This is a genomic window from Flavobacterium reichenbachii (assembly GCF_002217435.1).
Taxonomy (GTDB): domain Bacteria; phylum Bacteroidota; class Bacteroidia; order Flavobacteriales; family Flavobacteriaceae; genus Flavobacterium; species Flavobacterium reichenbachii.
The window spans coordinates 36,048-55,792 of the sequence record NZ_MUHF01000026.1; the positions used below are offsets into that span (position 1 = coordinate 36,048).

Below are 19,745 nucleotides of genomic sequence, written 5' to 3' on the forward strand. Positions count from 1 at the left end.
GAGTGGCTATTTTCCGGAATTAGAGATAGAAACTTTTTGAGAAATCCTTTTATTATCAGCAGTTAAAAACTGGGCAATGTAAATTCCTGAGTTCAGACCGCTTGTCGAAAAATTATAAGTAGAATTGGTGCCAAGATTTTTTTTGGTCAAAATCGCTCTTCCAACAATATCATATAATACAAAAGTTTTTAAGTTGATGTTATTAGGATTATGAGCGGTCAGAGTCTGGCTTTGACTGTTAAAACTAATTAGAAAAGTATTTATAGTTTCGTCATTAACGCCAAGTGTTTTGTTGGTAAAAGCTAATTTAAATCTTTCGTTATTAACCCCGGCAGGAACCGTTACCTCGTACATTCCATCTTTTATATTATGATACGATTGGTCTGCAGCATCATAAATAAAAATATTTTGCGAAGGATCAAAATTGATAATTTCAGGAATGTAAAATTTAAAAGTAGTGCTTTCGGCGGCTTTCATTGCCAATGGAATTTCTTTAGACGAATCAAAATTTACTCCCTGAATAATATAGTTTTTATTATCGATAGAAAAATTTATGTCGTTAGGTACAGGTGGAGAAGTATTTAAAGCATCAATGCCAAAATCTACCTCATCTGTGGCTTCTGGTGTAAAAGCTAAAGCGAGCTGTCGGGTAAATTCGTTGTTGATAATGATGTTTAGTCTAAAATGAGAAACTTCTTCAGGTGTTTCTTCTTTCTTTTGAGAAGTTGTGTCTGTTTTTGATGGTCTTTCAAATTGTGAAGAACCTGGTGCCTCTTTTAAAAATGTGCGGTAAGAATTTTTTAAAGTAACGTTTCCGTTTGCTCTTCCTTTAATTACAAATCCCTGTCCAATAGGAGAATATCTGCGCTGTATTATTAATCCTGAAGATGCTCCTCCGGAATTTAGAGTGCCGTTGCTGTTGTAAGAATTAAATGTGGCTGGAACATACAGGCCGTTTGACACTAAACTAATTGGAGAATAACTTCCGTATCCCGCTCTGTAATCAGTAAGAAAATGAGAATTAACATCTTTTTTTTGTTCCCAGAAATAAGCAATTCCCGTTGCTGCATTATTTGTCGCATCAAGCAGAAATGCATTTAAATCTAATGCAGAAGGATAAGGGTTTCCTGTAAGTGTAGAATTATTGGTACTTACGGCTACCGTAATGTTTCCGTCGTTTGGTCTTCCTCTAAAATCGTATCGCTGCGCACCAATACCTCCAGGATTATTGACTGTAGATCCTTCTGGATTTGTTAAATCTGTACCGCTTGTACCTTTCATAGTAAAGCCTTCGCCAGGTGCAATCGTAACGGCAGATCCTACAAATGCCCATTGAGAATAATTGTTTGCATTTGATAATTTATAAATCCATTTTGAGGCAATTGCCAGCGGGTTTGATGTTCCGTCAGAAGCAGCGTTTGGCAAAGCTATTGCCGCTGTAGAAGCAGTAGAGGTTGTAGGTCTGCTGAGCATCGTGATGCCGAAATTCTGATTACCGACAACACCAGATGAAGTTCCTACAGGAGAACACCAGTAATTATAATCAAAATTATCAGAACTGCCTTCCTGATAAACAGATAATGTTCCTGTTCCGCTATTGGTAGAAAGTGCTGCAGTGCCCTGAACAAGCTGGGAATTATTTCTTAAATATAAATTTGAATTGGCCGCTAGATTAATATTTGTCCCAACATATAATACCTGATTTTTTACATACATGGCGCTATTTGTTCCAAAATAGATTTGAGAGAAAGCACTAAAAGAAATCATTATTATTGAAAACAAGAGTAAAATTTTTTTCATAATTTTTTTATTTCTGGATTATTACTAAAGTTCCTTTGGCTGAGGGAGTTTAAAGATTTTTGAATCTACATTTTTCTTTTTAGTCCTTTTCCAAATGAGATAAAATCCTAATATAATTCCGGCAGCAAATAATATCATGACTTCCTTATCTATTGATACCACAACGGGAGGATCACCAGGTGCTGGGGGAGTTGCAAAACAGTTGCAGGTCAATAAAATTAGGATTGCAAGACTGAGAATTCTATCTTTTTTTTTCAATTTTAGTTAGTTTAAGCTGTGAGATAAATCATAAAAACAAAACTATTCTCTTAAGTAATTTCTTAGATAGAATATTTGTCTTTAAGGTGGTTATCTCAAAAATATCTATTAAAAAAATATTCATTTTATAATTAAAAGCGTTAATTTTTATATAATTCCCATGCGGAGAATATTTTTCCATTAAATAATAACTGGGATCTAATTTGAAAAAATGAGAAGATGCAGTAAAGTTTATGCAAAAACTAGTGAAGAATATTTATAAGAACCCAAGTTAAAAAAGCAAATCTTGATGTCATAAAATAAGCATCAAGATTTGCTTGATTTACTACTTCCAAGGATCAAGAACGACTTTTACACAGCCGTCTGTTCTTTTTTTGAATATATCATAAGCATGAGATATTTCAGAAAGGGGCAGGCGATGCGTAATAATATCATCCAAAACCACTTTTCCTTCGGTTACATATTGCAATAATTTGTCGATATGTTTTTGAACAGGAGCCTGTCCGCCTCTAATAGTGATTCCTTTATCAAAAAACTGTCCAATAGGAAAATTATCGTATAGGGCAGGATAAACACCCAAAACAGATACAATGCCGCCACGTCTTACCGCACTCATGCAGGCTTCTAATACCTTTACAGATCCTTTTTCAAAATTAATAACAGCTTTTGCTCTGTCTACAAGAGATCGGTCCGGCTCAAAACCCACGGCATCTATGCAGACATCTGTTCCACGGCCATTGGTTAATTCACGAATCTGGGCTACTACATCTTTTGCATCGTCCTCCCATAAAATGGTTTCGCATCTGGTCGTTTCTTGCGCTTTAGAAAGTCTGTAGGGTAAAGTATCAATTACGATAACTCGTTCTGCGCCTCGCAAAAATGCGCTTTTTGCAGCCATAATACCAACAGGACCAGCACCAAATATGGCCACACTTTCGCCTCCTTTAATTTGTCCCCAATCGACTCCCGAATATCCGGTCGGAAAAATATCAGTTAAAAATAAAACCTGCTCGTCTGTAAGATTATCGGGAACTACTCTCGGGCCGAAGTTTGCGTAAGGAACCCTAACATATTCTGCCTGTCCGCCGTCGTAACCACCGTATAAATCAGTATAGCCAAATAAAGCGCCGCCTTTTTCTGTGGCTACACCGCCTTCGGGACCGTAATTTTCAGGATTACTGTGTTCGCAGTGACCCGGTAGTTCGCTGTTGCAGAAAAAACAAGAACCGCAGGCAATCGGGAAGGGAACCACTACGCGGTCGCCCACTTTTAGATTCGAAACATTTCTGCCGACTTCTTCTACAATCCCCATAAATTCGTGGCCTAAAACCATTGGTCTGGGCTGTGGAAATCCTCCCGAATAAATGTGCAGATCAGATCCGCAGATTGCTGTGGATGTTACTTTTAAAATAATATCGTCTGGTGCTTTTAAGATCGGATCGTCTACCGTATCGTATTTTACAGATCCTGGACCATGTATAACTGCTGCTTTCATAATAATTAATTTTAAAGATTAAAATGTAAATGTGTCTCTTATATTCATTAAAATCTTACATGATTTTTAAATAAGATTGTACAATTGTATTTGTAATCTGTTGAAATTAAATATGTTTGTTGAAGTTGCAGTTTGTTTTAAAAACAAATTCTCAATTGTTTCCCGGTACTAAACCAAGAACAATTGAGAATTATTTTCTACATCCAAAAAAAATAAAAAACGTCGGTTAAAAAGGAGTTCTGGATTAGTTTATAAAATCAAACTTATCTTCAAACATTTTTCCGATTACAGGAATTGGCTTTTTTTGCTCATTGGCGGCATTGATAATACCAAAAATCCATAAAATTAAAAGAGCATAACCAATATAGCTTAAGAAATAAAGCGAAGTTATGGTCATGATTACCACAGACAGTACAATATTTAAAGCAAAAGTTACTAAAAAGATTCCGAAACCTTGTTTTAAGTGGTAGGTTACCAAGTCGCTTTTTGGGGTTAATTCTTTGCTTTTTACAAAAGCTACAATCCAGCCAATAATAGTTACGTAGCTTAAGATAGATAAGGTTTTCTTGTTCATGTTATAGTTATTTATTGGGTCAAAAATAGATACAACAGTTAGAAGTCAAAACACATACTTTGTCTTCTGCAGCTTCGGCTTGGTATTTAGATTATTTTGATAGATATTAGGGTTAACCCGTTGGTTTTAATTAGCAAAAAATAATAATTCAACACATAGTCCCGAAGCTTCGGGATAGATTTTTAAAATATTTAGAAAAGATAATTTTAAAAAATCTTGATTTTCACACATAGCTATGTTTGTTAAGACAAGTAAAACGCCTTTTATAAGTGTACAGCAGCTATGTTTCTATGTGTTGAAGTGTTGAAAATAACTATACCAGCGAGTTAAGTTTAAAATCTAAACCTCATCTTTCATCAGTTTAAAGAAATGTTCTTTTTTGCCTCTCGAAATTGGCACCGAAGACTTATCATTCATCAGTACCATTCCTTCTCGGGAATAACTTACAATGCAGTTTACGTTGATTAAATGCGATTGATGAACCCGGAAAAATGCGGGAGGTTCCAGTAACTCTTCGTAATTTTTGAGCGGTTTAGAGACCATAATTTTTCTTCCGTCGATAAGAAAGAAAGTGGTGTAGGAGCCAGAAGTTTCGCATCTGATAATTTGATCTAATTTTACAACATACATTGCTTCCTGCGTAGGGAGAATAATTCTGTCCGGAGTTTTAGAAAGATTAAACTGCAATTCATTAAGCTGTACGTTTTCTAAAACCCTTTCTTTCAAAAGTTCAATACGCTCAATGGCAGTTTTGAGTTCTTCTGCATCAATAGGTTTTAAGAGATAATCTATTGCGCTGTATTTAAATGCATTAATTGCATGCTGTTCGTAAGCAGTTGTAAAAATAAGATGAAAAGAATTGAAAGCAATTTGCTGTAAAACATCAAATCCGGTTCCGTCTTTGAGCATAATATCCATAAAAACAAGATCCGGTTTCAGGCGGTCAATTAGTTTTACAGCTTCTTCAACACTTTCAGCGTAAGCAATAATCTGAATTTTATCAGGAGCAGTCATTTCTAGCATAATAGATAATGCTTCTCTAATGCGCTGTTCGTCTTCAACAATAATAGTTTTATACATTTTATTATAATATTGGAATATTTAAAATAACGATACATCCCGATCCTTCCTCTTCGTCACGTTCTGAAACTACAAAACCGGCATATTCATTCTCCTGCTTCATTTTGCTTAATCTTTCGTCGGTAATTTTGGTAGACAAAGATTCGTGATGGTCTTTGAGTTTTAATTTTCTCGAAGCAGCCAGTCCGATTCCGTTGTCTTTTATGGTGCAGACCAGATTTTTTTGGGCAATCTGCTGCGTAAAACGAATTTCGATTAAACCTCTAATTTCTTTTTCCATTGGCTTTAAGCCATGTTCTACGGCATTTTCTATAAAAGGCTGTATCAATAAGGGCGGAATCAAAAGATCTGTTTCAACACTTTCATCGCATTCTATAGTATAATCAAATCCATTATTCAGGCGAAGCTGCTGTAATTCGATATAATTTCTTAAAGTGCTGATTTCTTCGTCAAGCGAAATGGTTTCTTTACGAGACTGCTCTAAAACCTGCCGCGTTAATTTTGCAAATTTATTAAGATAAGAAACCGCAGGCATCGTATCTTTTTGTAAAATCATGCTTTGGATGTTTCCAAGAGCGTTAAAAATAAAATGCGGATCCATTTGAGAACGCAGTAATCTTCGCTCTAAAGAAAGTGTTGCAGCCAGATTTTCTATAGTTTCTTTTTCCATCAGCTGTACTTTAAGTTCGCTGTTGGCTTGTTCTTGTTTTAAGATATCTTCTCTGTTTAAGTAATAGCGCTGTCTATAATAATAAGAACGAAACATAAAAACCAATCCGATCAATAATACTCCGGCAATTCCGTAACCTAATAATTTATTTTTCTGCACCAGTTCATTTTCAAGCTGCAGTTGTTTAATACGTTCTATTTTCTTAGAAGATTCATATCTCGCATCGGCATTTTGCAATAAACTCTGAGTAGATTCATTGTATTTCAGCTGGTTATATTTTGCATATAAGGTATCGTAATTATGGTATGCTTCAAAATCTTTTCGTTTAGCGGCCACATCTTTTAGACAATCATAAAATGCTGCCAGCAGATAATTATCTGTATAGGGAAGGCTTTGCTGGTATTTTATTCCTTCAATAAAAAGAACCTCAGCTTTTGTATAATCTCCTTTTTCGGTAAAATAAAAACCCTGAAGCCCGATAGCGCTTCTGTAAATAATCTTGATGTTGTATTTTTTGGCTATGACTGTGGCTTTCTCAAGATTATTCAGGAAAGCTTTTTCATCAATAGGTTTTGGACCTTTAGAATATAAATCGGCCAGGTTGATATAAGCAACTCCGATATTGCTTTTGCTTACAATATTAGCGCTGTGTTTTTCTGCAAATGCTGCTGTTTCTTTAAAAAAATGTACGGCCTCCAGCCATTTTGCACCAGTTCCTGTTTCGAGATTATCCGTTAAATGACTGCCAAATGCGAGTCTTGCATAAAGCTGGCTTTCCGCATCGCCGGCTTTAGATGCGTGGTACAAAGCTTCGCGGGCATATTTTTCGACTTTTGTTGGCGAAGCGGGAGAGAATAAATAAGATATGTCTGAAGCAATTTTTGCGCAGTGATCGTGTGCGCCCGCTTTCGCGAAAAGCTTGTAAGAAGCCAAAAGATAATTTAAAGCCTCCGGTTTATCATCAATATAAGATTTTAGCGATCCCATTGCCATAGAAGCAAAGGCCTTGGCTCTTATTTTATTGGTCTTTTTTGAAAGATAAAAAGCAGTATCTGCGTAGCGTGTAAATTCTTTTAAATGCAGCAAACGTCTTTGAGTCAAAGCCAGATACGAATAGCAGATAACCTCATCTTCTATAATATTTTTCTTTTTTGCCAGTTCGAGGGCCTGCAGTACCATTTTTTTGCAGGAAGAAGAATCTGCAAATCGTTTAGAATAACCATAAGCCGCCAATTTTTCGATTGAAGATGGCTGCTGTGCATTCGCGAAAGCGGTAAAAAAGAATGATAATAAAAGTAAAAAAATGAATTTTAACGGGCCTTTTTTTATCAGTAAGAATCTCGAATTTAGGTGCATGTATATAGAATTATTGAGGCAAAGTACAAATTGTATATTGACTAACCAAAAAAAGCAAGGCAGATTTAGAGATGATAAAAAGTTTATAAACAAGGTTTTAAAAGTACTCAGGAAAGAATGTTTTCTCAATATAAGTTGATGAAGACCAAATAAAAATCTAAAGCTGCCATTTGCCAATTGCAGATTGTCGCAAACTCTGTTAAGTAGTACTCTTGTCCTGAATAAATATTTTAAATACCCTATAATTATGAATAAGAAAAATTTTACATTACTGTTGATTGTGTTCTGTTTTTGGACTGGTTTAAGTTACGGACAGCTTGACGAAAAACGTGTAAAAATAGAAATTACAGTAAAAGACGGCAGTAAAACAATTACAGCTTTGGTAAGATCGGCAACAGTTTCTTTTTCCAAATCAGCAGCTGGGTCTGTGGCAGCAGATAGTGGAGATAAAAAATCAGAATCAAAGTATTATTATTTTTCACTGGATTTTGAGAAACAGGATATTGCTTTGCTAAAGGCTTTTATGAAAAATAAAAATGGAATAGATGGTCAAATTACAATGGTCGATATGAACGGTAAATTACCAGCAAGAAAATTTGAATTTACAAAAGCGACGCTGGATGCATTGAGTGATCAGCTGACTGCAGATTACACTAGTACTTATATGTCAATCGCTTGCTCGTCAATGATTATTGATGGTGTAAATCTCGAATAATTATGGAACCATTACAAAAATTTACAAAAATTGAAAACCAATATGTTATGAAAAGACAGCATGGTTTTGGTTTGATTGTAGTTTTGGGGATGGCAGCTTTTGCGTTTGCCGGCTTATGGTTTAAAAATACTGCAATGATCTGGATCTTTGGGATTCTCACCGTTTTATGTCTGATTTCGATTTTTGTAAACCATGTTGTGATAGATATAAGCCGAAGAGAAATCATTATCAAAAACGGATTGATGATCCCTCCTGTCCAGATTCCTTTTGACAATATTGTCAATTTTGAATTGGTTAGAATGAAACAGTATTTTATAACGATTAATGTATCATTGAATCTTTATTATTTAAAAAATGAAAAAGAACAATGTAGTGGTATAGCGCAGGGATTGACTACGCGATCGATGCAAAATTTACTTAACGAAATTCAGGAAATACTCAAAGAACATGAACATTCAGGAACGATATAGTGTAGAAGAAAAATTGCATTTGTTTTCATTTTGTCCTAAAAAACCATCGCTTGCAATGTCGCGGTGGTTTTTGGCGGGCATTATTGGCGGTATAATTGTTTTATTGTTTTTTGGTCACTTTCTTGATGAGGCTATGCTCTGGGCAATATATATACTATTGGGTTATTTTGTTTTGCACAGCCTGTATGATATTAAGATAGGAAGTAAAATACGATATACTTTTGATGCCAAAACCAATGCGGTTTATAAAAGCAGTCCCATAAGAGCAAAAAGAGAACTGATGAAGCTGGATAAAATTGTAATTTTTGTTCAATCGGAAATGGGAAGCTGGTATTATGCTCTTGGTGCGCAAAAAAGCCAGTTTGTAACGAGTTATATTATAAGTGAAAGTTTTGGTTCTGGTAAAAAAAGTGAAGAAAAACAATTTGCTTATGAGGATTTTATCTTAGTGAAAATTGATAAACTTTTGCAATCTGTTTCTAAATAATAGTTGCAAAAAATAATTAAAATTGTAATAATAGTTTTATTTTTTTAAGAAGCTGTAAATTCTATAATCTTGATTTTTAATTATATAATATGACAGTATAATTAGTTTATACTTTTGAACTTATAACTTATAAAAAACAAAAGTCATGAAAACTGCAACTAAAACTACGAAGAGTACAACTGCTTCTAAAACAAATAAAACTACCACAGCTGCAACAAAAAGCACGGGTGCAAAAGTAAAAGCAAAAGCCAGCGCGGCAGAAGGATTAAGAGAATTATTTGTAGATTCTCTTAAAGATATTTACTGGGCAGAGAAAGCATTGGTAAAAGCATTGCCAAAAATGGCTAAAAATGCAACATCAGAAAATCTTATTACTGCAATTAATGATCACCTGGCAGTAACACAAGAACAAGTAGCAAGACTTGAAAAAGTGTTTACTACAATTGGAGAAAAAGCAGCAGCTAAGAAATGTGATGCCATGGAAGGTCTTATAAAAGAAGGTGAAAGCATTATGGAAGAAACTGAAGCGGGACCAGTACGTGATGCCGGAATTATTGCAGCGTCTCAAAAAATTGAGCATTACGAAATTGCAACTTACGGTACATTGGCAGCATTTGCAACTACTTTAGGCGAAGATGATGCTGTGTTACTTCTTGAAAAAACTTTGGCAGAAGAAAAAGAAGCCGATACTCTGCTTACAGAAGCAGCATACAATACCATCAATTTTGATGCGGCTGAAGAAGACGAAAAATAATAATAATTTATTTTTGATACAATAAAAAGCCTGACAGATTTTTAAATTTGTCAGGCTTTTTTATGTTTAATTTTGAAAATAAATGAAGTTTTATTTAAGAACAAAACCCTCTTCTTTAAGAGCTTCGGTGACTTTAATTACCACTTCAGATCTGTGTTTTCCGTCGCTCACGCTTACGTCTGTTTTTACCCAGTATCTAACAATAATCTGAACTGTGTTTCCTGTAATTCCGGCAACGACAGCAGAATTAGAATACCCTTTATCTACAATATCGCTGTCTTCTTTGATGATATTTGTAATTACATCGATGGCTTTTCTGTAATCTGAGCCGTATTCTAATCCAATTGTAAAATCCTGAAGCAGATAACCTTCGCTGTTAAAATTGATAAGTGTATTTTTTATAAGAAGAGCATTTGGAATATAGATGTTTTTGCTGTCGCTTTTCACCTGCGTATCACGAAGATTTAGTGCCACAACTTTGCCTTTTACACCGTTGCTTTCTATTATATCTCCCACAGAAAAAGGTCTTTTGAAAGCTAATAAAATTCCGGCAAGGAAATTTTCTCCAATATCTTTTAATGCAAATCCGATAATAAATGCAGAAATACCCGCTCCCGCAAGAACACTTTGCGCAACTCCGGTAAGACCGATAACGCGAAACATGAAGAGAAGTCCAATTACAACTAATATCGCTTTTATAAGATTAGCAATAAATGCAGCCAGCAAAGGATCTTGCATATTACGTTTTAATCTTCGGTCTGAAAATACTTTAACCCGCGATGCGATAATCCATGAGATTAATACAATAAAGATGGCGAGTAACAGCTTTGGAGTTATGTCTACAATTCCCTGATAATATCCTTCGATGTGTACGACAATGTCGTGTAAAAAATCTTCCATAATATTTATATTTTAAATTAAAGTGCTCGTATTCGAAGAGATTTTTAATCTCCAGACGGCGTAAATTTTTATAATGCAAAAATCTGCACGAGTGCAGATTTTTGCGTTTTTTGATAAAGTAGTGTGATAATACAAGTGGAGTGCATTATTACAAAATCACTTTTTAATGAATCAAAAAGTGATCTACTCAAATTTACATATTAGCCCGTAATTTGTTTTTATACAATTCGGAAACTTAATTTATAAAATTTACAGTTTATACACTGCGAGAAGTTTTTCAATGTAAAGTTTTGGGATAGTTGTGTGGTAATAATGGTGTAGTTTGAGCTCTATTTTTCTATGTGAAATTTAGGGTCGATTGTAATCAGAAGTTTTTTGAAAAGTTGGATTAAACCATTTCGAACTGATTTGAGGATCAAGGTAACAGCGTCAAAATTCTCTATTTCTTTTTTTGTTTTTATCGCGATAATATTACTGATTATCGAAATTCCGTCACTTACAATAAGCAGGTCCATTACTATGGTTACAAACCATTTAAAATTGTAATTAAGTCCAATACTCATTAAGGCCAGTGCTGTAGGTATGAGCAATACGGCCAATTTGGATACAAATCCCAGAGCTAATTTTTTGAAGCTGAAAACGTTATCTAATACTATGGTTTTTATAATACCTAAGAATGTATCCATTACCATTAGGTAAAATAATACTTTAACAATTCCTGTATCCATTTCTAGGTAAATAAAAATTCCATAAAGCAATAATTTTATTGCATCTGAATATTCTGAAATTTTCTGCATCATCGTTCATTTTAATAATTTTTTAATAAAAGCTGCAGCAATACTGCAGCGGTAAATAATTTTTTATCTCATAGGTTAATTTTTTAAGTAATCTTTTGGGGTTCAATACCCCAAAAGATTATTAGAATGTTATTGCTGCTCTAAGGCTGTGGATCTACTGGATCTAATGGTTTGTTATTATGCGCCACAATTCCTGAAATAATATAATTATCTACAGATTCTACATCTAGCAAAGCAACTTCTAGAGTTTCCTCTTTGAAGACCACAGATTCGATAGGTTTTGGCTTTCCGTTTTTATCAATCAACGACATATTTTCTGTCACATTTTTTACACTTATCCATTGTAGATTTTCGTTATCTTGAGTAATTAACAACGGATGTTCTGCTGTAACTTTAATTGTAGTATCTGCAGTTTTAATCTCGTAGTAATTTGGCTCTGTACTTGTTCTTTTGCCAACTACAGTTACTTCTGCTTTAACAGCTTCTTCTAATTTTCCAGTCCAAAGCATATAATCTCCTTCAGATTCATCGATTTCGTTCGGGAAAGAAAAGCCTTGAAGTATGTCTCCAACAACGATATTCTTTAATTTCTTTGATCGGCCGGATGCCATTGTCACTAAAGATTCTACATCGAAACAAGAATTATCTCTTGGATCTGTAACGATCGCATATTCAGTAGTAAAATCAGAAACACCATTAGTATAAACAGCTCTAACTTTGTATAAATAGGATGTGTTATATGCTGTATTATTATCAATATAAGATAAATTTGGAGTTTCATGTATTAAACTTGAAAGTGCTGATCCAGATGTTCTTCTGTATAATTCATACTTGGCAGCAGGACCACTATTAGCTGCAAAATCCCATTCGATCATTATTTCTTTCTCTGATAATAAATAACAGTTCAGATATTCTGGCTTTTGCGGCACTATTACATTTGTAGTTGTAACACTTTGAGGATCACTAGCAGTTGAATTTCCTGCCGCATCCTTGGCAACAACATAAAAGCTGTAAGTTGTACTAGCTGATAATCCTGTGGCAGAATAAGAAGTCAAATTACCAATTGTTTCTATTTGAGTACCATTTCTATATATTATATAATTGGTTACACCAGAATCATCACTTGACGCAGTCCAGCTCAATATTGCACTATTATTACCAACATTTGAAAATACTAAACTTGTTGGTTTTGTTGGTGCTGTTGTATCGCTAGGGCGTCCTGTGTATTCAATATAATGAACTACTCTGTATGGATTCAGCATTGAAAAAGATTGACTTTTTCCAGTTAATCCTGTTTTGCTTGACTCAGATATTCCTTCGTCTGAATTTGCGGAACCTGCTAGTGATTGTATATTGTTACTTCCTCCACCATCTGTTGGCAAGTCGTGACTATGTTGAGGCATTTCATCAATACTTAAACTTTTGGCTACGTTACCTCCTGCATTTCCTAATGTCTCAAAAGGCCATGTCATAACGCCATTATTATTATAAAAAGTTAAATCTTGAAAGTAATTTCTCTGACCAATTTCTACAATTCGCTGTTGAGGACTTGGATTATAAACTCCAACAGGAATTCGTCCTCTTAGAGGAACATATTCTTCCCAGCCCTCTGGAAATGGCGCTGGTTTGCCCCAAATAGCAATCATCCCTATTGGTACAGCTGTTGCAGGTTTATTTTCTAAAATGGTAAGACGGTCAATCAGCGAATTGATGAGTGTATTGTTTTGTGTAATTTGATTTTGATTGTTTAATACCAATAAAGATTTAGAATCTGTGGTATTAATATTGTTTAAATGTACCTTTCCGCCAATATAAGTGCTGGTCCAATTGGCACCTAAGTTTAGGGTAAGACTTGTTTCAGAATTTGTACTGCTGTCTACAAGTGCTTTTCCTAAAAAATTCTCAATCACATCAATGTTCGCTTCTACAGCGTCAATGTTTGCTTCAATCACATCAATATTAGCTTCTACAGCATCAATGTTGGCTTCAATACTTTGTAAAATTGTTTCAATTGTTTTGAGATCTTTAACAATTTCAAAAGCTGCTAAATTGTAATAAAATACAGTCTGTGCATCATTATTTTGAGCAACTCCTTCTGCAGCGTTAAACTCAGCTTGATTGATATATTTGGCTTCGTAATCAAAATATGCGATCTGAGAAGTGCCTGTTCCGTATATTAAATTGGTGCCTGTTCTTATTGTTTTTAAATATGGTTGCGGATTGGATTTTAGAATCGGATATAAAATTCCTTCTCCATTTTGATGGATTACAGCCCACCCTGTTTTTGCACTTGATGCTGGAGCTACCAAATAATTGATGCCTGGAACAATGCTCAAATGACTTTTTAAAGCTTCATATAATTCTGATCTGTAGGCTGTCTGAAGTCTTTCTAATGTTTCTTGCTCGAGCGGAAATCCTCCTGAATGACTAAAATTTACGTGTTTCATTTTTATTGATTTAAATGTCTGTTGTTTTATTTCTTTAGGTTCTTATAATTTAATCTTCTAATGAATAAGAATAGCTTTCGTAGCTTTTACCAGCGAGTTTGTAAAAATTAAGAAGATTTTGATATTCAATATTGGCTACTTTTATTGGTTCTGTTTTTTGCGCAGCTTCAATTTTGCCATTTTCAACAACTATAGACCCATTTTTAATTAAGCTTTCTGGAATAAATACTCTAAAATTGGCGTAGGATACTTTTGTATAATCTTTACGATGCGCTAAATAAATGGGCTTATTATTTTTGTTTTTATAGTCGTCGCGTTTGTACACTTTCAACAGCGGCATTCTTAAAGTCCCGTTTGGTTCGTAGTATTCTTTGTGGAGGTATACATACTGCAGCGTAGGTTTAACAGATTCGTCTATATAAATTAATTCCTTTAATCGTTTCTGTTCTGTGCTTAAATTAGGATCGTAAGTTCTAGTTGGGTTAAAGTTTTCATTCAGTACTTTTTCCAGATAAATAACTTGTCCTGTATGCTGCATTTTATACAGCGTTTTTTCATAAATGGTTTTTAAAGGAGTAAGCAGAACATTAAGCCAGTCCACATGTATTTTTTTTCTAAGAATAGGAGGGATGAGCCATAATAACAGCTTTTCCCATTTTAAAATGGTGTATTTATTCATCGTTTATATATTAGACTATTGTTTATCTCTGTAAAATGTGTACGGAATGTAGTTGACCTCAACCTCAAGAATATCGATGTCAAAATATCCTGCTTTTGGAATAAAGTATTCTATTTTGGTAACATCATTAAATTCGGGATCTAGCCTGTCGCTTGGGTTTTTAGCTTCCACGGTCTGGATCTTAGTTAAAACCGGAATTTTAACTCCCTGTGCTTTCTGAACAGCATCGACAAGATAAGTTTTGACAAAAGCACCATTAAATTCAATGTTTCTTAAATGATCTCTTACAGCATCTTGTACCGGAAAAACTTCAGGTTGTAAGATTAGAGAACCATTTAAGGTATTTAATTTGTGATTAATAAGTTTTTCTTCTTCTTCGCTGGTTAAAGGCCTGCTCAAACTTTTTAACTGATAATATTCAATATCTGCAGGATCAATATAAATGGTCAAAGGATCGATATAAACATTCAAATTCAATTTCAGTCTGTCTCCTTCATCAGAAGTAATGTAAACCTGATTTCCTGCGTCTTTGATTTTGGCAATGTATTCCTTAAAAGCAAAAAGTTCGTTTGGAACATCGATTCTTGAGATTTTATCGCCTTTTACGGTAGCGACTTTTATAAAAACAACGCCGACTTTATTATGGAAATAATCAGAAAAAATCTCTTCTGGTTCCTTATCCGGATTCATAACAGTTTCTAAGTCAATTTCGCTTACCGCACAATGTTTTATAATTTTGTATTGTTCGATGTCTCCCTCAAGATCTGTCGTGTCAAATTGATAAGAGCCTTCTTTCCAAATCAGCGAAATTGAATTAGTAGAATCTGAAGTCAACGGTACACCGTAATGAAAATTTAAAGCCTGCTCGCGATACCAGTTCAGCGTATGAGGCCTGGATATCAGAGCATTTTTTTCTACTATTTTCTCATGAACCCAAAGCGCGGTTGCGACTATGTTCACCCAAAGATTCCAAATTCCTGTCTTTGAGCTCATTTTTAAGCCGTCGAGAGAAGTTTGCTTCTTTTTTTCTGTCAGAATTTCATTCTGTATTTCAGCAATTGTACGTGCCATATTTTAATTTTTTAATATAGTTTAGCCTGTAAGACATGTGTAATATGCTTATAGATAGTTGTTTATGTTTTTTTTGTGAATACTACAGAGAGGTAGTTTTTTATAGATTTCTAAAAGAGCAGATTGAACTGAATGGTTTTACCAGACAATTTTATTGTTCTTAAGATTGTTTATTAATAGATGATAAAATCATCTTCAATAATCATGTAGTCAATTCCAGAGAAGTTGTCCATTAAATATTCCTCTTCTTCTGTAAGTGCGGTTGCGGGCTTTAGATTTCTGGAGCTGTAATATTCTACAATGTCCTTTTTAAAAGCTTCTCTGCCAATTTTTAAATCTTCGTAAACAGAAAGGTCATCTGTTATGTTAAACTTCTCGTTGTCTTCTAAGAGGTCGAATACTTTTTCTATGCTTCCGTACTCCTGCAAAGAGATGTCAAAAATGTTTTGGTTTTCCTGTGGTTTAATAGTTCCCATCGATTTTAATGTTTTGTAAATCGTTGACATCTAATGTTTTTACAAAAAAGTTGTCATACGATAATTGTTTGTCTATTTCGTTTTCTAGTCTGAGCCTGGAGGTTGCATCCGGGCTGTTAATGTATTTTTTTATTCCTACTCCAAGTATCGGAAACTCCTTGTAGCTGCCTTTTTGACTTAACAGCAGATGTTCTAAATTTTGCTGATCTGAATCTTTTATGGCAAAATCTCCATCTATTATTAACAAGTCTTCCTCTATGATAAAATCTTTCATATTTTACTGCTGTTTTTTTGTTTACTATTTACATGAAAATGTCCCTTTGAGTCTGCGCGCCATACCCTCCGGATGATGTTTATTTGATACTGTAAAAATAAGCTAAGCGTTACCCTTAACCAAGATTTTAAGGTCTGCGAATCTGTAGTTTCAGTAAGTTATACAAGCGGAATTATCAGATCAAGAATTACCTTAAAAATCGTTTTTATAATGTTATTTTTAAGAGCATTCAATTTGATTTTCGAAATTCCTGCAGCTTGTAATGCCTCTAATGCCACTAAATCCAGCTGGCTTTTTAAGAGCCATTCTAATTCTTCTTTCGTTAGATCTCCATAAGCAAAAAGTAACATCCAGCGTTCCAGTTTTTCTTTTGATGTTTCCAGAAAAGCATTTAGATCTTTTTCTAATTCTGGCTTAAGATCTTTATAACTATCTGTGAGAATAGTTTTTAGTTTTTCTTTTAATTCTTCAATAAATTTGTCTTTGTCCATTTTTCTAGGTGTTGAGGTTAATTAGATCTAAAAGTTCCTCTTTTGATTGTTTGTCTTTTTTAATTTCATATTGAATAAGCAAATCCAAAGCATCTAAAACTTGTTTTTTGGATTCTTCCATAAAAACGGGAGATAAAATTCCTTTTTCATTCCAATTTTTAAAGAAACCTGCCAGAAGATTTTTTTCTTTATCCGTCAGGACTTTCCACATCTCAAAAGTGATTTCGTTATTGGGTTTATTTTTTTCATATTCTGTCAATTTTTCAATCTCAAGAATTAAACTTTCAACTTCAACTTTATGAGTAGAGTAGGGAGTAACAGCTTTGCTCATTAATTGGTTTGCATTTACTTTTATTTCTGTTGTTTTTTGATACGAATAATGATCAAAAAGAGCCGTTTTTGTCGAAGTGCAGGAGATTATTGCAAAAGAAATTGCAATTAAAAAAGCCATTTGTTTTAAATGTTTCATCTGTTTTTATTTATATAAGATTACATAGTTTTTTTTGTCGCGTTTCAATTTGCTGAGCTGTTTCCAGTCGCTGTATCCGCTTTTATCAAAATGCGGAAGATCTTTAAAGGTTTTCCAGTCGCCTCCCCAGTTCCAGTTGTATTTTTTGAAAATGTTTACACATTCCTGCCAATCTGCTATTTGGTCGTTATCCCAATCTTTTGCAGTATCCCAAGAAGCAGTGTTGCCGTCTATAATCAGGCAGATGTCTACCGCAAAACCGTAATTATGAATAGACTGCCCGCCTTTGGCATTCGTTACTTTTTTTCCTGGCTTGGTTCGGCCGAAAGCATAAAGATCCTCTTGTTCCTGAAAAGTTCTGAGACTTTGCGTAATGCGAACCTTAGCCCGTCCGGTTAATGCCAGATCGCATTCCTCTATGATTTTGGTAACTTCTTCCCGAACCGAAGGATGCAGTAAATCAATGTGTTTTTTTGTTGTTTGATCCATATTTGTATTTATTAAGATTTCAGGTTTTGAGAATAAAGAGCCTTTCTGATTGTTTGAAGACAATCGGGATTTTTAGTATTCGATAAGATTATTTGTGTTTTATAATTTATTTCCGGCTAAGAAAAACGGGTAAATAAATACTTAAAAGCTCTTTTTTATGATCACATTTAAGAAGTGATATATGTTTTAAGAACATTGTAAAAATACATCGAAATAGCGTCTTTGTGAAATAATATGAAGCTGTAAATCAGTAGTTTCAGTAGGTTGTTTTGTGATTTTTTGTGATTTTGTTTTCTGGATTTTAATTTGGATAAATAGCAAAAAAAACACCCGTTTTTCAGAGTAGAAAAACGGATGTTTATGTGTAGAATCTAGAAGATATTTATTCTTTATCTGCTGTGGGAAAATTATTAATATCTAAACCATCCATAGTGCTTTTGCCATTGATGATAATTTCTCTACCACCAAACTCATTTAAAAAACCTAAATCATTTGGTTTGCCATAATCAGATTCAACCTCATAAAATGGTGTGATTTCCATACCTACTATGCCATTTTCTTCAAACAATTGTTTCGATTTTTCAGAGATCATAAAAAAGGGAGCCATATAAACCCAATCTAATTCTTGATCGATGTACATCGAACAGTCGTATGGAAAAATATTTTGATCTGGCAGATTTAGTAATTCTTCTTCTGATTTAATTTCTCCTTTTTTATATAATGATATTTCCTTAGTTTTTAATTTTCGCCCATAAAAACTTGATTTATTATAGTCCATGTAAGGTGTCATATTATTATTAATCTGGAGAATATAATATGGTAAATCAATTCCATTATCAATTTGTACAAATATTGGGTAAAATCTGTGTTCAGGCAATTTTAGTTGGTCAAGTAAGGTTTTACACCTTGGAGAAACTGTGAAAAATTGTAAAGTTTTGCTTTGATTTAACTTCACAATTAGTGGGCCGTTATAGAAATCAATGGCTTCATATAGGAAATCATTTGTCATTTTTTTTTCGTAAACATCTCTGGCTAAGCGAAATTGTAATTTACTTATAATTGCTGTAAAATCCTTTTGGTCATTATATTCTGCTCCTGAAAATGGTAAATTATTTGATGAATCTACAGATTGAATTCTATTTATAAATGTTCCAAAAGCTGCTTTTAGTTTATATAGTTTCATTATTTTTATAATTTTAAATTCATTATGCGATAGTTGTTTGTTATAAAAAGTAAAAAAAAATATTTATTCTTTATCAGCTCTAGGAAAATCATTTAGATCTAAATCATCCATAGTACTTTTACCATTGATGATATCATTGCTTTTAAATTTTACCAAACTACTTGAAAAATATTTTTGGATTCTGTTAAGTTCATTAGTCTTTAATTAATCAAGTAAGATTTTTTCTCTAAGATAAATTGGTGTTTGAAGTAAAACTTCATTCAAACTTTGTGCAGAAATTTTAAAGTTTAAGATCTCTTTAGGATTTCTTGCTTCCCAAACTTTCCAGTACCATACATCATCTTTTAGATACCCTATAAAAACCCATAAATTAAAAAACCTGCTATCAAAAGGAATCATAGCATCATTAAATTTTTTATCTAATAATTCAATTTTCGGATCTTCCATTTCCTCAATTGTTTTACTATTGAAGTATTTATTCCATTTTTTAATTATTTCATCGTCAGTAAATTGCCAAAAATAGTCATCTTTATATACTTTCGGGTCATTATCAATTGCTATTTTAAAACATTCAAAATCTACACATAAAAAACTAAGATTTTCTTCTTCATTGTATTGAAAATCGTACTCATTTATAATAAATGATATTTTTGAAAACCATTTACCAGAAATGTTATTATCTATTGAAATAAAAATATCTTTTTTATTTCCTATCTCTTTTATTTTCATTTTTTTACTTTAATAAGAACCATCAGCTTCTATATATCCTGCTTTTTTCATTATATAAAGCAACTCTAAAGTTTCTGCATC

22 protein-coding genes are annotated in these 19,745 nt (G+C 33.5%); 4 read left to right on the forward strand and 18 right to left on the reverse strand.

Annotated features, from left to right (window positions below):
* Positions 1-6: 6 nt before the first annotated feature.
* From B0A68_RS20475 to B0A68_RS20500, 6 genes are all read right to left on the reverse strand, one after another.
* A complete protein-coding gene (locus B0A68_RS20475) occupies positions 7-1,800 on the reverse strand; it encodes a T9SS type A sorting domain-containing protein (protein ID WP_035684836.1) in 1,794 nt (597 codons plus the stop codon).
* Positions 1,801-1,824: 24 nt separating this feature from the next.
* Entirely contained in the window at positions 1,825-2,058 is a 234-nt protein-coding gene (locus B0A68_RS20480) for a hypothetical protein (RefSeq protein WP_035684834.1), read from the reverse strand.
* Positions 2,059-2,383: 325 nt separating this feature from the next.
* The gene (locus tag B0A68_RS20485) at positions 2,384-3,553 is read right to left on the reverse strand and encodes a zinc-dependent alcohol dehydrogenase (protein WP_035684833.1); all 1,170 of its coding nucleotides are present in this window, start codon (positions 3,551-3,553) and stop codon (positions 2,384-2,386) included.
* 244 nt (positions 3,554-3,797) lie between these two features.
* Positions 3,798-4,127 (reverse strand): DUF4870 domain-containing protein, encoded by a 330-nt coding sequence (locus tag B0A68_RS20490; RefSeq protein ID WP_035684831.1) that lies wholly within the window; start codon positions 4,125-4,127, stop codon positions 3,798-3,800.
* A gap of 339 nt (positions 4,128-4,466) precedes the next feature.
* Positions 4,467-5,207, reverse strand: a complete 741-nt coding sequence (locus B0A68_RS20495) for a LytR/AlgR family response regulator transcription factor (RefSeq protein ID WP_035684829.1) — start codon at positions 5,205-5,207, stop codon at positions 4,467-4,469.
* Between the two features lie 4 nt (positions 5,208-5,211).
* Positions 5,212-7,233, reverse strand: coding sequence for a sensor histidine kinase (locus tag B0A68_RS20500; protein ID WP_035684827.1), 2,022 nt, complete (start codon positions 7,231-7,233; stop codon positions 5,212-5,214).
* A gap of 247 nt (positions 7,234-7,480) precedes the next feature.
* Between B0A68_RS20500 and B0A68_RS20505 the strand changes: the two genes are divergently transcribed.
* The 4 genes from B0A68_RS20505 (at position 7,481) to B0A68_RS20520 (ending at position 9,659) form a co-directional block, all read left to right on the forward strand.
* Complete coding sequence (locus B0A68_RS20505) at positions 7,481-7,948, forward strand: hypothetical protein (protein ID WP_035684825.1); 468 nt, start codon at positions 7,481-7,483, stop codon at positions 7,946-7,948.
* 2 nt (positions 7,949-7,950) lie between these two features.
* The gene (locus B0A68_RS20510) at positions 7,951-8,418 is read left to right on the forward strand and encodes a hypothetical protein (protein WP_035684822.1); all 468 of its coding nucleotides are present in this window, start codon (positions 7,951-7,953) and stop codon (positions 8,416-8,418) included.
* Complete coding sequence (locus tag B0A68_RS20515; RefSeq protein ID WP_035684819.1) at positions 8,396-8,905, forward strand: hypothetical protein; 510 nt, start codon at positions 8,396-8,398, stop codon at positions 8,903-8,905. Before B0A68_RS20510 ends, B0A68_RS20515 begins: the two co-directional genes overlap by 23 nt.
* A 145-nt stretch (positions 8,906-9,050) precedes the next feature.
* The gene (locus tag B0A68_RS20520; RefSeq protein WP_035684813.1) at positions 9,051-9,659 is read left to right on the forward strand and encodes a YciE/YciF ferroxidase family protein; all 609 of its coding nucleotides are present in this window, start codon (positions 9,051-9,053) and stop codon (positions 9,657-9,659) included.
* Between the two features lie 90 nt (positions 9,660-9,749).
* Here the strand turns inward: B0A68_RS20520 and B0A68_RS20525 are convergent, their stop codons facing one another.
* From B0A68_RS20525 to B0A68_RS20580, 12 genes are all read right to left on the reverse strand, one after another.
* Entirely contained in the window at positions 9,750-10,559 is an 810-nt protein-coding gene (locus B0A68_RS20525) for a mechanosensitive ion channel family protein (RefSeq protein WP_035684811.1), read from the reverse strand.
* 329 nt (positions 10,560-10,888) lie between these two features.
* Positions 10,889-11,356 carry a phage holin family protein gene (locus tag B0A68_RS20530; RefSeq protein ID WP_240475250.1) on the reverse strand — a complete coding sequence of 156 codons (468 nt, stop codon included), beginning with the start codon at positions 11,354-11,356 and terminating at the stop codon, positions 10,889-10,891.
* Between the two features lie 140 nt (positions 11,357-11,496).
* The gene (locus B0A68_RS20535; protein ID WP_035684807.1) at positions 11,497-13,803 is read right to left on the reverse strand and encodes a fibronectin type III domain-containing protein; all 2,307 of its coding nucleotides are present in this window, start codon (positions 13,801-13,803) and stop codon (positions 11,497-11,499) included.
* Positions 13,804-13,852: 49 nt separating this feature from the next.
* Positions 13,853-14,482 carry a hypothetical protein gene (locus B0A68_RS20540; protein WP_035684804.1) on the reverse strand — a complete coding sequence of 210 codons (630 nt, stop codon included), beginning with the start codon at positions 14,480-14,482 and terminating at the stop codon, positions 13,853-13,855.
* Positions 14,483-14,497: 15 nt separating this feature from the next.
* Complete coding sequence (locus tag B0A68_RS20545; protein ID WP_035684801.1) at positions 14,498-15,553, reverse strand: hypothetical protein; 1,056 nt, start codon at positions 15,551-15,553, stop codon at positions 14,498-14,500.
* Between the two features lie 173 nt (positions 15,554-15,726).
* A complete protein-coding gene (locus B0A68_RS20550; RefSeq protein ID WP_035684798.1) occupies positions 15,727-16,029 on the reverse strand; it encodes a hypothetical protein in 303 nt (100 codons plus the stop codon).
* A complete protein-coding gene (locus tag B0A68_RS20555; protein WP_035684795.1) occupies positions 16,016-16,303 on the reverse strand; it encodes a hypothetical protein in 288 nt (95 codons plus the stop codon). Before B0A68_RS20555 ends, B0A68_RS20550 begins: the two co-directional genes overlap by 14 nt.
* Before the next feature lie 158 nt (positions 16,304-16,461).
* Positions 16,462-16,794 carry a hypothetical protein gene (locus B0A68_RS20560; RefSeq protein WP_035684793.1) on the reverse strand — a complete coding sequence of 111 codons (333 nt, stop codon included), beginning with the start codon at positions 16,792-16,794 and terminating at the stop codon, positions 16,462-16,464.
* A gap of 4 nt (positions 16,795-16,798) precedes the next feature.
* On the reverse strand, positions 16,799-17,263 hold the full coding sequence (locus B0A68_RS20565) for a hypothetical protein (protein WP_035684791.1): 465 nt from the start codon (positions 17,261-17,263) through the stop codon (positions 16,799-16,801).
* Positions 17,264-17,269: 6 nt separating this feature from the next.
* Positions 17,270-17,752, reverse strand: a complete 483-nt coding sequence (locus tag B0A68_RS20570) for a M15 family metallopeptidase (protein WP_035684789.1) — start codon at positions 17,750-17,752, stop codon at positions 17,270-17,272.
* A gap of 382 nt (positions 17,753-18,134) precedes the next feature.
* The gene (locus B0A68_RS20575) at positions 18,135-18,935 is read right to left on the reverse strand and encodes a hypothetical protein (RefSeq protein ID WP_035684787.1); all 801 of its coding nucleotides are present in this window, start codon (positions 18,933-18,935) and stop codon (positions 18,135-18,137) included.
* Positions 18,936-19,139: 204 nt separating this feature from the next.
* Positions 19,140-19,664: a hypothetical protein gene (locus tag B0A68_RS20580; protein WP_035684785.1), complete on the reverse strand. Its 525-nt coding sequence runs from the start codon at positions 19,662-19,664 to the stop codon at positions 19,140-19,142.
* Between the last annotated feature and the right edge of the window lie 81 nt (positions 19,665-19,745).

What these genes read in the sequence shown, in the direction of transcription:
- B0A68_RS20555 (WP_035684795.1), bottom strand. Translation starts at nt 16,303, where the DNA reads ATGAAAGATTTTATCATAGAGGAAGACTTGTTAATAATAGATGGAGAT.
- B0A68_RS20560 (WP_035684793.1), bottom strand. Translation starts at nt 16,794, where the DNA reads ATGGACAAAGACAAATTTATTGAAGAATTAAAAGAAAAACTAAAAACT.
- B0A68_RS20490 (WP_035684831.1), bottom strand. Translation starts at nt 4,127, where the DNA reads ATGAACAAGAAAACCTTATCTATCTTAAGCTACGTAACTATTATTGGC.
- B0A68_RS20500 (WP_035684827.1), bottom strand. Translation starts at nt 7,233, where the DNA reads ATGCACCTAAATTCGAGATTCTTACTGATAAAAAAAGGCCCGTTAAAA.
- B0A68_RS20525 (WP_035684811.1), bottom strand. Translation starts at nt 10,559, where the DNA reads ATGGAAGATTTTTTACACGACATTGTCGTACACATCGAAGGATATTAT.
- B0A68_RS20530 (WP_240475250.1), bottom strand. Translation starts at nt 11,356, where the DNA reads ATGCAGAAAATTTCAGAATATTCAGATGCAATAAAATTATTGCTTTAT.
- B0A68_RS20540 (WP_035684804.1), bottom strand. Translation starts at nt 14,482, where the DNA reads ATGAATAAATACACCATTTTAAAATGGGAAAAGCTGTTATTATGGCTC.
- B0A68_RS20520 (WP_035684813.1), top strand. Translation starts at nt 9,051, where the DNA reads ATGAAAACTGCAACTAAAACTACGAAGAGTACAACTGCTTCTAAAACA.
- B0A68_RS20505 (WP_035684825.1), top strand. Translation starts at nt 7,481, where the DNA reads ATGAATAAGAAAAATTTTACATTACTGTTGATTGTGTTCTGTTTTTGG.
- B0A68_RS20475 (WP_035684836.1), bottom strand. Translation starts at nt 1,800, where the DNA reads ATGAAAAAAATTTTACTCTTGTTTTCAATAATAATGATTTCTTTTAGT.
- B0A68_RS20545 (WP_035684801.1), bottom strand. Translation starts at nt 15,553, where the DNA reads ATGGCACGTACAATTGCTGAAATACAGAATGAAATTCTGACAGAAAAA.
- B0A68_RS20485 (WP_035684833.1), bottom strand. Translation starts at nt 3,553, where the DNA reads ATGAAAGCAGCAGTTATACATGGTCCAGGATCTGTAAAATACGATACG.
- B0A68_RS20515 (WP_035684819.1), top strand. Translation starts at nt 8,396, where the DNA reads ATGAACATTCAGGAACGATATAGTGTAGAAGAAAAATTGCATTTGTTT.
- B0A68_RS20570 (WP_035684789.1), bottom strand. Translation starts at nt 17,752, where the DNA reads ATGGATCAAACAACAAAAAAACACATTGATTTACTGCATCCTTCGGTT.
- B0A68_RS20550 (WP_035684798.1), bottom strand. Translation starts at nt 16,029, where the DNA reads ATGGGAACTATTAAACCACAGGAAAACCAAAACATTTTTGACATCTCT.
- B0A68_RS20495 (WP_035684829.1), bottom strand. Translation starts at nt 5,207, where the DNA reads ATGTATAAAACTATTATTGTTGAAGACGAACAGCGCATTAGAGAAGCA.
- B0A68_RS20535 (WP_035684807.1), bottom strand. Translation starts at nt 13,803, where the DNA reads ATGAAACACGTAAATTTTAGTCATTCAGGAGGATTTCCGCTCGAGCAA.
- B0A68_RS20580 (WP_035684785.1), bottom strand. Translation starts at nt 19,664, where the DNA reads ATGAAAATAAAAGAGATAGGAAATAAAAAAGATATTTTTATTTCAATA.
- B0A68_RS20510 (WP_035684822.1), top strand. Translation starts at nt 7,951, where the DNA reads ATGGAACCATTACAAAAATTTACAAAAATTGAAAACCAATATGTTATG.
- B0A68_RS20575 (WP_035684787.1), bottom strand. Translation starts at nt 18,935, where the DNA reads ATGAAACTATATAAACTAAAAGCAGCTTTTGGAACATTTATAAATAGA.
- B0A68_RS20565 (WP_035684791.1), bottom strand. Translation starts at nt 17,263, where the DNA reads ATGAAACATTTAAAACAAATGGCTTTTTTAATTGCAATTTCTTTTGCA.